Source organism: Pseudomonas fontis, assembly GCF_028656955.1.
Classification (GTDB): Bacteria; Pseudomonadota; Gammaproteobacteria; order Pseudomonadales; family Pseudomonadaceae; genus Aquipseudomonas; species Aquipseudomonas fontis.
In genome coordinates this window covers 304,910-318,791 of sequence record NZ_JAMDGY010000024.1, presented here as the reverse complement: position 1 = coordinate 318,791, position 13,882 = coordinate 304,910, and the positions used below count along the sequence as shown (strand labels likewise).

The 13,882-nt window shown below is 62.6% G+C and carries 9 protein-coding genes; 6 read left to right on the top strand and 3 right to left on the bottom strand.

Translation table 11 applies throughout. The features are described from left to right. Window positions 1-180: 180 nt before the first annotated feature. From aceE to M5G11_RS10835, 6 genes are all read left to right on the top strand, one after another. A complete protein-coding gene (gene aceE, locus M5G11_RS10860) occupies window positions 181-2,826 on the top strand; it encodes a pyruvate dehydrogenase (acetyl-transferring), homodimeric type (RefSeq protein WP_273913574.1) in 2,646 nt (881 codons plus the stop codon). A gap of 13 nt (window positions 2,827-2,839) precedes the next feature. Further along, a complete protein-coding gene (aceF, locus tag M5G11_RS10855; protein ID WP_273913575.1) occupies window positions 2,840-4,468 on the top strand; it encodes a dihydrolipoyllysine-residue acetyltransferase in 1,629 nt (542 codons plus the stop codon). Between the two features lie 1,026 nt (window positions 4,469-5,494). After that, window positions 5,495-5,791: a hypothetical protein gene (locus tag M5G11_RS10850; RefSeq protein WP_273914096.1), complete on the top strand. Its 297-nt coding sequence runs from the start codon at window positions 5,495-5,497 to the stop codon at window positions 5,789-5,791. Window positions 5,792-6,057: 266 nt separating this feature from the next. Beyond that, entirely contained in the window at window positions 6,058-8,751 is a 2,694-nt protein-coding gene (locus tag M5G11_RS10845) for a putative bifunctional diguanylate cyclase/phosphodiesterase (RefSeq protein ID WP_273925278.1), read from the top strand. A gap of 68 nt (window positions 8,752-8,819) precedes the next feature. After that, the gene (gene msrA / locus M5G11_RS10840) at window positions 8,820-9,485 is read left to right on the top strand and encodes a peptide-methionine (S)-S-oxide reductase MsrA (protein ID WP_273914020.1); all 666 of its coding nucleotides are present in this window, start codon (window positions 8,820-8,822) and stop codon (window positions 9,483-9,485) included. Window positions 9,486-9,494: 9 nt separating this feature from the next. Beyond that, window positions 9,495-10,127, top strand: coding sequence for a glutathione S-transferase (locus M5G11_RS10835; protein WP_273914021.1), 633 nt, complete (start codon window positions 9,495-9,497; stop codon window positions 10,125-10,127). A 209-nt stretch (window positions 10,128-10,336) separates the two neighbouring features. On the opposite strand, the gene creD is transcribed toward M5G11_RS10835, so the two are convergent. The 3 genes from creD to creB all read right to left on the bottom strand — a co-directional run bounded on the left by creD (window position 10,337) and on the right by creB (window position 13,863). Further along, a complete protein-coding gene (creD, locus tag M5G11_RS10830; RefSeq protein WP_273925277.1) occupies window positions 10,337-11,665 on the bottom strand; it encodes a cell envelope integrity protein CreD in 1,329 nt (442 codons plus the stop codon). 84 nt (window positions 11,666-11,749) lie between these two features. After that, window positions 11,750-13,183: a two-component system sensor histidine kinase CreC gene (creC, locus tag M5G11_RS10825; RefSeq protein ID WP_273914122.1), complete on the bottom strand. Its 1,434-nt coding sequence runs from the start codon at window positions 13,181-13,183 to the stop codon at window positions 11,750-11,752. After that, window positions 13,183-13,863, bottom strand: coding sequence for a two-component system response regulator CreB (gene creB / locus M5G11_RS10820; RefSeq protein WP_273925275.1), 681 nt, complete (start codon window positions 13,861-13,863; stop codon window positions 13,183-13,185). The genes creC and creB overlap by 1 nt, the downstream gene beginning before the upstream one ends. Window positions 13,864-13,882 lie beyond the last annotated feature (19 nt).

The window sequence follows — 13,882 nt, the reverse complement described above, 5'->3', positions numbered from 1 at the left end:
TGTGTAGTTTTACTACTGCTTTTTTACTGTCAACGCATGTAATACGGTTTGATTTGTAGTAAAACTACACGCCGCCGGGACAACCCTCCGGTAATCCAAGAATTTCATGTCGTCTGCCCAAAAGGCCAGTCGCAAACTCAGGCAACCGATTCTGGAAGCCTTTCCGCCCTGGAGCAAGCCATGCAAGACCTCGATCCCGTCGAAACCCAGGAATGGCTGGACGCCTTGGAGTCGGTTCTCGACAAAGAAGGCGAAGACCGCGCTCACTACCTGATGACCCGTATGGGCGAGCTGGCCACCCGTAGTGGCTCCCAGCTGCCGTACGCCATCACCACGCCATACCGCAACACGATTCCTGTCACCCACGAAGCACGCATGCCTGGCGACCTGTTCATGGAACGCCGCATTCGCTCGCTGGTTCGCTGGAACGCGTTGGCCATGGTCATGCGCACCAACCTGAAAGACTCGGACCTGGGCGGCCACATCTCCAGCTTCGCCTCCAGCGCCACCCTGTATGACATCGGCTTCAACTACTTCTTCCAGGCCCCGACCGACGAACACGGCGGCGACCTGATCTACTTCCAGGGCCACGCATCCCCAGGCGTCTACGCCCGTGCCTTCATGGAAGGACGCATCACCGAAGACCAGATGAACAACTTCCGTCAGGAAGTCGATGGCCAGGGCCTGTCGAGCTACCCGCACCCATGGCTGATGCCTGACTTCTGGCAGTTCCCGACCGTTTCCATGGGTCTGGGCCCGATCCAGGCGATCTACCAGGCGCGCTTCATGAAGTACATGGAGAGCCGTGGCTACATCCCTGCCGGCAAGCAGAAGATCTGGTGCTTCATGGGCGACGGCGAGTGCGACGAGCCGGAATCCCTGGGCGCGATCTCCCTGGCTGGCCGCGAGAAGCTGGACAACCTGATCTTCGTCATCAACTGCAACCTGCAGCGCCTCGACGGCCCGGTTCGCGGCAACGGCAAGATCATCCAGGAACTCGAAGGCGTGTTCCGTGGCGGTGGCTGGAACGTCAACAAGGTCGTTTGGGGCCGCTTCTGGGACCCACTGCTGGCCAAGGACGTCGACGGTATCCTGCAACGTCGCATGGACGAAGTCATCGACGGCGAGTACCAGAACTACAAGGCCAAGGACGGCGCGTTCGTCCGTGAGCACTTCTTCAACACCCCAGAGCTCAAGGCCATGGTCGCCGACCTGTCCGACGACGAGATCTGGAAGCTCAACCGTGGCGGCCACGACCCGTACAAGGTCTACGCGGCGTACCACCAGGCGGTCAACCACAAAGACCAGCCTACCGTCATCCTGGCCAAGACCATCAAGGGTTACGGTACCGGTGCTGGCGAAGCCAAGAACACCGCGCACAACACCAAGAAGGTCGACGTCGACAGCCTGCGTCAGTTCCGTGATCGTTTCGACATCCCGGTCAAGGACGACGAGCTGGAAAACCTGCCGTTCTTCAAACCGGAAGAAGGCAGCGCCGAAGCCCGTTACCTGAGCGAGCGCCGTACCGCCCTGGGTGGTTTCGTGCCACAGCGTCGCGCCAAGAGCTTCAGCATCCCGACGCCGCCACTGGAAACCCTCAAGGCTATCCTGGACGGCTCGGGCGACCGTGAAATCTCCACCACCATGGCCTTCGTGCGGATCCTCGCGCAGCTGGTCAAGGACAAGGAGATCGGTCAGCGCATCGTTCCGATCATCCCGGACGAAGCCCGTACCTTCGGTATGGAAGGCATGTTCCGCCAGTTGGGCATCTACTCCTCCGTCGGCCAGCTCTACGAGCCAGTCGATAAAGACCAGGTGATGTTCTACCGCGAGGACAAGAAGGGCCAGATCCTCGAAGAAGGCATCAACGAAGCCGGCGCCATGTCGTCGTTCATCGCTGCCGGTACCGCGTACTCGAACCACAACCAGCCGATGCTGCCGTTCTACATCTTCTACTCGATGTTCGGCTTCCAGCGTATCGGTGACCTGGCCTGGGCCGCTGGCGACAGCCGTACCCGTGGCTTCCTGATCGGCGGCACCGCCGGGCGTACCACCCTGAACGGTGAAGGCCTGCAGCACGAAGACGGTCACAGCCACATGCTGGCTGGCACCATCCCGAACTGCCGCACCTATGATCCGACCTACGGCTACGAGCTGGCGGTGATCATTCAGGACGGCATGAAGAAGATGACCGAAGAGCAACAGGACGTCTTCTACTACATCACCGTGATGAACGAAGCCTACACCCAGCCAGCCATGCCGGTTGGTGTCGAGGAAGGCATCATCAAGGGCATGTACCTGCTTGAAGAAGACACCCGCGACGCCGCACACCACGTGCAGCTGATGGGTTCGGGCACCATCCTGCGTGAAGTGCGTGAAGCAGCGAAAATCCTGCGTGACGACTTCAACATCGGTGCTGACGTCTGGAGCGTTACCAGCTTCAACGAACTGCGTCGCAACGGCCTGGCCGTAGAGCGCAGCAACCGCCTGAAGCCGGGTCAGAAACCGCAACTGACCTACGTTGAAGAGTGCCTGGCTGGCCGTAAGGGCCCGGTCATTGCCTCTACCGACTACATGAAGCTGTTCGCCGAACAGATTCGTCAGTGGGTGCCGAGCAAAGAGTTCAAAGTCCTGGGTACCGATGGCTACGGTCGCAGCGACAGCCGCAAGAAGCTGCGTCACTTCTTCGAAGTTGACCGTCACTTTGTCGTGCTGGCTGCCCTGGAAGCCTTGGCTGACCGTGGTGAGATCGAACCTAAGGTCGTGGCCGATGCCATCACCAAGTTCGGTATCAACCCGGACAAACGCAACCCACTGGACTGCTGAGGAGTATTTTTAAGTGAGCGAACTCATTCGCGTACCTGACATCGGCAGCGGTGAAGGTGAAATCATTGAGCTGTTCGTCAAAGTCGGCGACCGCATCGAGGCTGACCAAAGCCTGCTGACCCTGGAGTCCGACAAGGCCTCCATGGAGATCCCTGCGCCAAAGGCCGGTGTGATCAAGTCGCTGAAGGTCAAGCTGGGCGACCGCCTGAAAGAAGGCGACGAGTTGCTGGAACTGGAAGTCGAGGGCGCCGCTGCCGCGCCTGAGGCTCCGGCCGCTGCGGCCCCGGCTGCTGCCGCTGCACCTGCTGCCGCACCAGTGGCAGAAGCTGCACCAGCCCCGGCTGCTGCGCCTGCTGCAGCCACTGTCCAGGACATTCATGTTCCGGACATCGGCTCGTCGGGCAAGGCCAAGATCATTGAAGTGCTGGTCAAGGTCGGCGACAGCGTCGAAGCTGACCAGTCGCTGATCACCCTGGAATCCGACAAGGCCTCGATGGAGATCCCATCTCCTGCTGCTGGCGTTGTCGAAGCCGTGATTGCCAAGCTGGACGACGAAGTCGGTACCGGCGACCTGATCATCAAGCTGAAAGTGGCCGGTGCTGCACCTGCCGCTGCGCCAGCTCCGGCGGCTGCACCTGCTGCTGCCGCAGCGCCTGCCGCTGCTGCTCCAGCCCCTGCTGCCAAGGTTGAGGCTGCTCCGGTTGCCGCCCCTGCGGCTGCCAGCGGTGCCAAGGTTCACGCCGGCCCAGCCGTGCGTCAGCTGGCCCGTGAATTCGGCGTCGAGCTGAATGCGGTTGCTTCGACTGGCCCGCATGGTCGTGTGCTGAAAGAAGACGTGCAGGCTTACGTCAAGGCCATGATGCAGAAGGCCAAGGCTGCCCCTGCTGCCGGCGCAACCGGTGGTGCTGGCATCCCGCCGATTCCGGAAGTCGATTTCAGCCGTTTCGGCGAGATCGAAGAAGTCGCGATGACCCGTCTGATGCAAGTGGGTGCTACCAACCTGCATCGCAGCTGGCTGAACGTGCCTCACGTTACCCAGTTCGACAGCGCCGACATCACCGAGCTGGAAGCCTTCCGCGTTGCGCAGAAAGCCGTTGCAGAGAAGGCTGGCGTCAAGCTGACCGTTCTGCCGCTGCTGCTCAAGGCCTGTGCCCACCTGCTCAAGGAACTGCCGGACTTCAACGCGTCGCTGGCCCCTAGCGGCAAGGCGATCATCCGCAAGAAGTACGTGAACATCGGCTTTGCCGTGGACACCCCGGATGGCCTGCTGGTGCCTGTGATCAAGAACGTTGATCAGAAGAGCCTGCTGCAACTGGCTGCTGAAGCGGCGGCCCTGGCTGAAAAAGCCCGGACCAAGAAGCTTTCGGCAGACGACATGCAAGGCGCCTGCTTCACCATCTCCAGCCTCGGGCACATCGGCGGCACCGGCTTTACGCCGATCGTCAATGCGCCAGAAGTGGCGATCCTCGGTGTGTCGAAGGCGACCATTCAGCCTGTGTGGGACGGCAAAGCCTTCCAGCCTAAGCTGATGCTGCCGCTGTCGCTGTCGTACGATCACCGGGTGATCAACGGTGCCGCAGCCGCGCGCTTCACCAAGCGCCTGGGCGACCTGCTGACCGACATCCGCACCATGCTGCTGTAATTTGCTTTACCTGCCTTCCTCCCGGGGAAGGCAGGGTATCCCTTTCGAGCTGCCACGCTCGTACCTCAACCCCGTCAGTTTTGGCGGGGCTTTTTTTTGTCTGGTAGAAAGTTGAGATGGTCTTTTGTGGGGCTGGCTACTGTGGAGTTAGTCACTTGGGAGTTTGACACTGTGGGAGCCGGCCTTGCCGGCGATGCTCTTGATGGGCATTTGGTGAACTTATCCCTTTTATTTACTGGCCCTGAGGGCCCCTTCCGCCCTTACGGCGGGTCACTTTGGAAAAGCCCCAAAGTAACCAAAAGGCTCGCCCCACCATTCGGCCCTACGCTGCGCTCCGGGCCCCTTCACTCCGGTGCCGTTAAACGGGCCCGCGGACACAAGTTGCTGCGCAACTTGCACGCCTCGCGTCTTCGGCTTACGCCGAAGGGGGCTACGCCCCCGCCCGTTTAACGACACCTCCGCTCAGCCTCTGGAAGACGGGGCGCTCAGATCAAAATCAAAGTCAAAAACAGATCAAGGTCACACGCACAATTCGCTTCGCTCTTGCTTTGCGTGGCGTACACACATTCTGCATACGACTCGGTCTTCCGGCCCCACGGAGCGTGGGCGGAAGGGGCCAAAAAGCCCAATAAATTCAATGGATAAGCTCACAAAAAACCCATCAAAAGCATCGCTGGCAAAGCCAGCTCCCACAAAAACCATCAATGTTCCTACTGAAGAAACAGAAACAGCCTACATAGTCACCCTAGGTCCTACGACGTATCCTACTCGATCTTCTGAAAAGTCCAGATTGCCGCCTTAGAGCCCTGCCACTAGGCTCGGTTGGTCACTGAAAAACCAGTGACCGGGTTTGGCGACTCGGCTTTGATGAATCGAGACTTCCAGTTTATGGCGGTCTGCGTACGGGAGGGCCTAGGCCCTGCCGGTTCCTTCATCGCCGGTTCGCCAACCCGTACGTGGCTGCCACCCTTTCGTTTGGCGACGACTATTGGCAGTGTCAATTTCACCTAGATGAAGTGATTTGCCATGAAAAAAATCGTCCCAGATCCCCCGCTAGCCGGCTGCCAAACAACCCAACACTCCATCGGCCATTGCAGCGAACACGATGACATCTTCTGCGTAGCCCCCGGCATCGGTGCCGAAGACGCCCCCACCCATGTCGCGATGCTGCTCAAATGCGCCAACATCACCTGCACCCAGGCCATCGAGCTGGGCCAGGACCCGTCCCTGGGCTTCATGCAGTGCACGCAACAATCCGTGGAACTGGCCTACGGCCTGATCAATGCCCTGCTCGACGGCGTAACCCTCAACGCCCCGCAATAACGCCGTTGTAGCCGCTGCCGTCAGGCTGCGCTCGCCTGCACCGCAGGCGCCGCCTTTGGGAGCCCTGCGGGGCTCCAGCGCAGCCTCACGGCAGCGGCTACGAAATTGCCCGGCGCACTGAAGATTTCCCCCACCCTGCCGACACAATGTCCACAGGTACCCTGCTGTATCGCTTGTCAGCCTCAAGCGCATGATGCAACCTTGCCCAATCGCGTAGCAGCACAGTGCCCAGCCCGCGCAAACAGCCCTCTTGAAGCGAGCTCTCAATGAAAAGCCAACCTGATGCCGCCAGCCGTATGGCGGCCGAGGTAGTGACGCAGTTGCCGGTGCCCTCGCGGCTCGGCATGCTGCGTTTCGAGCGGCTGAATGAGGCCAGCTGGGCCATGCTGTTCCTCGACCCCAGCTGCGAACGGCATTTCGGCATGGCCGCCGTCGACCTCTGCGCACTGGTCGGCTCCCCCTACGCCAGCCTGATGGAACCCGAAGCCCGCTACCGGCTACACGACACCATCCAGGCACAACTCGCCCAGCGCCCGCATTACCTGGCACGCTACACCCTGCACACCGCCCAGGGCCCGATGAGCCTGCTGGAGCTGGGCGAAGCCTACAAACAGCACAACCGCCAGCTCCTGCGCGGCTACCTGCTGGTGCTCGACAGCCAACCAGGCGACGCCGCCGACCTCTCGCCCAGCGAGCTGGAAACCCGCAACAACCGCCTGCAAATCGCCCTGCAACTGAACCAGCAAGCCCAGCAGGAACAACTCGAACACCTGGAACGCGTACGCGCCCAGCAGGACCTGATCCTGCGCCTGGCCCGCCAACGCTACAGCGCCGAGAACTCCCTGCAGGAAGCCGCCGAGCTGATCACCCGCAGCGCCAGCGAAATCTACAAGATCGACTGCGCCAGCATCTGGTACCTGGAAGACCAACGCCTGGAGCCGATCTCGGCGTTCTACCGCGAAAACCAGGAACACTTCCTGCCCGAGCCGATCGACGCCAGCCGCTTCCCCGACTACCTCGAAGCCCTGCACACCAGCCGGGCCATCGACGCGCACAACGCCAACCACGACCCACGCACCCGCGACATGGCCGAAAGCCTGCGCCCGCGCGACATCAATGCCATGCTCGACGCCAGCATCCGCATCGACGGCCAGGTGGTTGGCGTGCTCTGCCTGGAACAGACCGGCAGCCCGCGCGCCTGGCAAACCGACGAAATCGCCTTCGCCGGCGAACTGGCCGACCAGTTCGCCCAGGTCATCAACAACCACAACCGCCGCACCGCCACCAGCGCCCTGCACCTGTTCCAGCGCGCCGTCGAGCAAAGCGCCAACGCCTTCCTGCTGGTCAACCGCGACGGCGTGGTCGAGTACGTCAACCCAAGCTTCACCGCCATCACCCAGTACAGCACCGAGGAAGTCCACGGCCATCGCCTGTCGGAGCTCTCGGCCCTGGAAAACCTCAGCGAGCTGCTGTTCGACTCACCGTCGAGCCTGGCCATGGGCAACAGCTGGCAAGGCGAATTCAAAAGCCGACGCAAGAACCTCGAACCCTACTGGGGCCAGCTGTCGATCTCCAAGGTCTACGGGGACAACCGCGAACTGACCCACTACATCGGCATCTACGAAGACATCACCCAGTCCAAGTTGGCCCAGCAGCGCATCGAGCGCCTGGCTTACACCGACAACCTGACCAGCCTGGGCAACCGCCCGGCGTTCATCCGCAGCCTCGATGAACGCTTCGAGCGCGACAGCGACAGCCCGATCTGCCTGCTGCTGGTAGACATCGACAACTTCAAGCGGATCAACGACAGCCTCGGCCACCACACCGGCGACAAGCTGCTGATCAGCCTGGCCCGGCGCCTGCGCAACAGCCTGAGCCCCGGCGGCAGCCTGGCGCGCTTTGCCAGCAACGAATTTGCCGTGCTGCTCGAAGACACCACCCTGGAGAGCGGCCAGCAAACCGCCCTGCTACTGCTGCGCACCCTCGACAAGCCGATGTTCGTCGACAACCAGCTGATCAACGTCACCGGCTCCGTAGGCCTGGCCTGCGCGCCGCTGCACGGGCGCGACCCGCAAACCCTGATGAAGAACGCAGGCCTGGCGCTGCACAAGGCCAAGGCCAACGGCAAACACCAGGTGCAGGTCTTCACCGAGGCACTGAACGCCGAGGCCAGCTACAAGCTGTTCGTCGAGAACAACCTGCGCCGCGCCCTGACCCAGAACGAGCTGGATGTCTTCTACCAGCCCAAGCTGTGCCTGCGCAGCGGGCGCCTGCTCGGGCTGGAGGCGCTGCTGCGCTGGAACCACCCGGAAAAGGGCATGATCCGCCCGGACCAGTTCATCAGCGTGGCCGAAGAAACCGGCCTGATCATCCCCATCGGCAAGTGGATCGCCCGCCAGGCCTGCCGCATGAGCATGCAACTGAGCGCCGAGGGGCTGGGCAACCTGCAGGTGGCGATCAACTTGTCGCCCAAGCAGTTCTCCGACCCTGACCTGGTGGCCTCGATTGCCAACATCCTCAAGGAAGAAGCCCTGCCCCCGCACCTGCTGGAGCTGGAGCTGACCGAAGGCCTGCTGCTGGAAGCCACCGAAGACACCCACCGCCAGCTCGACCAGCTCAAGCAACTGGGCCTGACCCTGGCCATGGACGATTTCGGCACCGGCTATTCCTCGCTCAGCTACCTGAAGAAATTCCCGATCGACATCATCAAGATCGATCGCAGCTTCATCCACGAGATCCCGGACAACCAGGACGACATGGAAATCACCTCGGCGGTGGTGGCCATGGCCCACAACCTCAAGCTCAAGGTGGTCGCCGAAGGCATCGAAACCGCCGAGCAGCTGGCCTTCCTGCGCCGCCACCGTTGCGACGTCGGCCAGGGCTACCTGTTCGACCGGCCGATTCCCGGCGCCGAACTGGTCGAGAAGCTGCGGCGCTATCCTCGTGGCCCAATCGCCTGACAGCGCTGTAACACTCGGGCACACTATCGGTCTATCCCTAAACATCCTGCCTTGAAGAGGAATGGGTCATGGTCCTGCGTTCGGAGATTCTCGTGCACAAAAACGTCCTGCCTACTGCGGAACAGGCGCTGCCTGGCCGCGAAACACCGATGGCCCTGCCTGAAAAACACTTCGTCTTCAAAGAAACCCCGCTGCTGGGCCCGTTCTTCGAAAACGTCGACTTCGCGATTTTCGGCCTGGGCTGCTTCTGGGGCGCCGAGCGCCGCTTCTGGCAGCGCGACGGCGTGGTCAGCACCGTGGTGGGTTATGCCGGCGGCTTCACCCCCAACCCGACCTATGAAGAAGTCTGCTCGGGCCTGACCGGCCACACCGAAGTGGTGCTGGTGGTGTTCGACAAGGACAAGCTCAGCTATGAAGAGCTGCTGACCATGTTCTGGGAACTGCACAACCCGACCCAGGGCATGCGCCAGGGCAACGACATCGGCACCCAGTACCGCTCGGTGATCTACTGCACCAGCCCACAGCACCTCGACCAGGCACTGGCCAGCAAAGCGGCGTTCCAGGCTGAGCTGAGCAAGGCCGGCTTCGGCGAGATCACCACCGAGGTCGAGCAGGCGCCAACCGTGTTCTTCGCCGAGGCCTACCACCAGCAGTACCTGGCCAAGAACCCTGAAGGCTATTGCGGCATCGGTGGTACCGGTGTGTGCATGCCGCCTAGCCTGCAAGGCAACTGAGGGCTGGCCATGTCTGTCGCAACCATGACGCTGTTCCATTCGCCGGCCTCGCCGTTCGTGCGCAAGGTGCTGGTGTTGCTGCATGAAACCGGGCAGACCGACCGGGTGGCCTTGAAGACCATCAACCTGACCCCGGTGAACCCGGTGGCCGAGTTGAACGAAGGCAACCCGGCCGGGAAGATCCCGGCCTTGCGCCTGGCCGACGGCACGGTGCTGTTTGATAGCCGGGTGATTGTCGAGTACCTCGACGATCAGCATGTCGGCAACCCGCTGATCCCGCGTGAGGGCCCGGCCCGCTGGCGGCGCCTGACCCTGGCGGCGCTGGGCGATGCGATCATGGATGCGGCGGTGCTGACCCGCTACGAGACCTTCCTGCGCCCTGAAGAGAAGCGTTGGGATGCCTGGGTCGAGGCGCAGCTGGACAAGGTACGCCGTGGGTTGGCACACCTGGAACAGGAACATGTGGCCGAGCTGAGTTCGGTGTTTGATGTGGCGGCGATTGGCGTGGCGTGTGCGCTGGGCTATCTGGATTTTCGTATGCCCGAGTTTGGTTGGCGCGAGCGCCAGCCGAAGCTGGCGGCCTGGTATGCCCAGGTAAACCAGCGCGCCTCGATGAAGGCAACGGACCCGGCGCTGACCTGATGCTGGCATCCTTGGGAGCCCTCACGGGCTCCAGCGCAGCCTGTCGGCAGCGGCTACAACAGCAATTCAGTGCATGCCTCACTTTGTGGAAGCCGGCCTTGCCGGCAATGGGCCGTGAAGCGGCCCAGGCTTGGCAACGCCATGGCACAGCCACCGCTCAATCCGCTTGACCAGCCCCGCCCCCCCCCGCCGCTCCTCGCGCAAGCCGCTCATTGCCCCCTCCCCACGCCGTACCAGTCCAGCCGACGGGTCAGCACCATGAACGCGCCCAGCAGCGCAAACAGCAGCAACGAGCCCATCAGCAGCGCATAGTCCTCAGCGCTCAGCAAGCCGTAGAGCATTGCGTACAGCACCGCCAACCCCGCCGCGAACCCCAGCCCGCGCGCCGCACTGTGCAGCACATGGCACAGATAGAAACCGATCAGCAGCACACAGCCACTGGCCGACAGCGCATAAGCCAAGCCAAACCCCAGGTGCTCCGACAACGACAGCAACAGCAGGTAGAAGAACGCCAGCGCAGCGCCCACCAACGCGTACTGGATCGGGTGCACGCTCAGCCCCTTCAACACCTCGAACAGGAAGAAGCCGGCAAACGTCAGGGCAATGAACAGCAGTGCATATTTGATCGCCCGGTCGCTCTTGAGGTACTGGTCCACCGGGTCGACAAAGCTCACGCCAAAGGTGCGACCACGAAAGTCATCACACGCATCCTTGTTCACGCACTCACTCAGCACATCCTCAAGGTTGGTGGAGAAGAACGACGCCTGCCACTGGGCACTGAAGCCCTCGGCGGTAATCTCGCGCTCCGCCGGCAGGTAGCTGCCGACAAAGCTTGGGTGCGGCCAGTTGGCCTTGAGGCTGACCGTGCTGGTTCGCCCGACTGGCACCACGTGCAACTGGCCAGTGCCCTGCAAGGCCAGGTCGAAGGCATAGTCCAGGCGCGCTTCGCTCTTGCCGTCGAGGTTGCCCAGCGGCACATGCACCCCACCGCCCAACCAACCCAGCCCGGTGCCCGCCTCGAATGCCAGGGCCTCGCCGTTGAGCGTGAGGTTCAGGCCCTTCTGGATGCCACGAATATCGCTGATACCCACCGCAATGAACGGTGTGTCGAAGCGGTAGCTCTGCAATTCATCAGTGATGCCCCAGTTCGCCGGCACCTTGAACTGGCCGCTGATCTGGTTGTTCGCCTGGAACAGCCGCGCCTCGTAGATACCCCGTGATCGCAGGGTGGTCTGGGCCGTGCCGTTGAGTTCGAAAGTCTCCGGCAGGAAGTACAGGAAGCCGCTGTTCTGGCGGTCTTCCTGGAAGGTATGGCCGTCCTGGGTCAGCCAGGTCTTCACGGTCTTGCGGTACGGCACCACCAGCAACGGCCCGCTGATCTGCTGGCTCAGGCTGGAGCTCTGGGCGATTTCCTGCACCACGCTGTCGCGCAGTGCCTGGCGCTCGCTGATCAGGCCGCCAATCATCAGCAGCGGGATCAGCAAGAGGATGATCAGGAAGGCAATCGCGCCCAGTTTGAAGCTGAGGGTTCGGTTCATGTGCAAGGCTCCGGTTTCGATGGGCAGAGTCTGCGCAACCGATATGGAGCCTGCGGGGAGCGATTGTGGAGTTTGTGTGGAGACTCAGCTCACACGGTTGACCGGCAGCCACAGGCGCACGCGCACGCCGTCCTCGACGTTGGCCACCGCCAGTGAGCCGCCATGCAACTGCATCACCTCTTCGACGAAGTTCAGCCCAAGGCCGGTGCTCTTGCGCCCGCTGCCCGGACGCGGCAGGGAATAGAAACGCTCGCTGAGCCGGCCCAAGGCATAGTCGGGGATCGCCTCGCCCTGGTTGTACAGGCTCAGCGCCACGCGGCCTTCGAGCTGCTCCAGTTCAAACACCAGCAGCCCGCCAGGCGGGGTGAAGTCCAGGGCGTTTTCCAGCAGGTTGGCGATGGCCTGGCGCATCAGGAACGGCTCGCACAGCAAGCGCACCGGCGCCGGCACGCGCTGGCGCACCTGCAAGCCGGCGCTTTCGATCCGGGCGGTCTGGGCAACCAGCAACTCATCGACCATCGCCGCCAGTTCAACCTGGCGTTGATCCTCCAGGCCATGACGCTGCTCGACCTGCGCCAGGTGCAGCAGCCGCTCGATCAACTGCTGCATGCGCGCGCTTTCGCTTTCGATATTGCTGGCGAAGCGTTGGCGCTGCTCTTCCGGCATCGGCCCCTGAAGCAGCTCGCTGGCACCGCGAATCGCCGCCAACGGGCTTTTCAGCTCGTGGGTCAGGGTGTGCACGTAGCGCTCCACATAGGCTTTGCCCTCAAGCTGGGTGCGCATGCGTTCCACCGCGCCCGCCAGGGTCGCCAGTTCGCCGCCGCGATAATGCGGCAATGCCACCCGCTCGCCTTCGCTGACGGCCTGGGCGTAGTGGGTCAGGCGGCGCAGCGAGCGCGCCAGCCACCACGACAGCCCAGCGCCCAGCAACAGGCCGAGCACGATCAAGCCCAGGCCCAGGTTGACCAGACGCTTTTCGGAACGATCAACATAGGGTTGCAGCGAGCTGTTGGGCTTGGCCACGGTGACCACGCCAATGATCTTGCCGCCGTCCAGAATCGGCGCCGCCACGTGCATCACCGAGGAATCCGGATCATCCGCGATGCTGCGGGTGGAACGCGCACCGTACCGGCCCTGCAAGGTCAGGTAGACGTCGTTCCAGCGCGAGTAGTCCTGGCCCACCGCCTCACCGCTGGAGTCGAGCAGGACCACGCCCTTGGCGTCGGTGACGTAGATGCGATGGTTGACCTGGGTCTTGGCCAGGCCCCAGATCTCGGCGTTCGGCTGGCGCTGGCCGTAGGCCTTGAGCAGTTCGGGCAGGCGGCTCTGGCCCAGGGTGCCGGCCTTGACCTCATCGCGCAGGATCTCCGCCAGCAGGTTGGCGGTGTCCACCAGGGTTTCCTCGGTGGACTGGCGCACGCCAGGGCGCACCTGTTCGCGCACGGTGCTGAGGATGAAGTAGCCGGTCAGCCCGACGAACAGGAAGTACACCAGGAAGATGCGGATACCCAGGCGCATCAGCTGTTGCCCGGGCTGTAGCTGTAACCCAGGCCACGGTGGGTCTGGATCGGTTCGCCAGCGGGGGCGACCAGGCGCAGCTTGGCGCGCAGGCTCTTGATGTGGCTGTCGATGCTGCGCTCGTAGCCGGCATCGCTGGCCACGCCTACGGCGTCGAGCAGTTGCTCGCGGCTGAACACCCGCTCGGGCTGTTCGAGCAGGCATTGCAGCAGGCGAAATTCATGGCGGGTCAGCACCAGCGGCTGGGCGCGGTAGCTGATCTGCATGCGCAGGGTGTCGATGACGAAGGTCTCGCTGCTGGCAGGCGCTTCGGCACGCGGGGCCATGCGCTTGAGGATGGCCCGCACCCGCGCGGCCACTTCACGGGGGCTGAAGGGTTTGACGACGTAGTCGTCGGCGCCGATTTCCAGGCCGACGATACGGTCGATCTCGCCATCGCGGGCACTTAGGAACATCACCGGCACGTCGCTGAAGCGACGCAGCTGGCGGCAGGTTTCAAAGCCGCTGATATCGGGCAGGCCGATGTCGAGGATGATCAGGTCGGCGGGATGCTGACGCTGCTGGTCCAGCGCGGCGCTGCCCAGGGTTACCCATGCAGTGCTGTGGCCGTCGCCTTGCAGGGCGAAGACCAGGGTGTCGGCGATGGCCGCTTCGTCTTCGACGATCAGAATATGGGGCATGGGCGCTGTAACTTCTTGT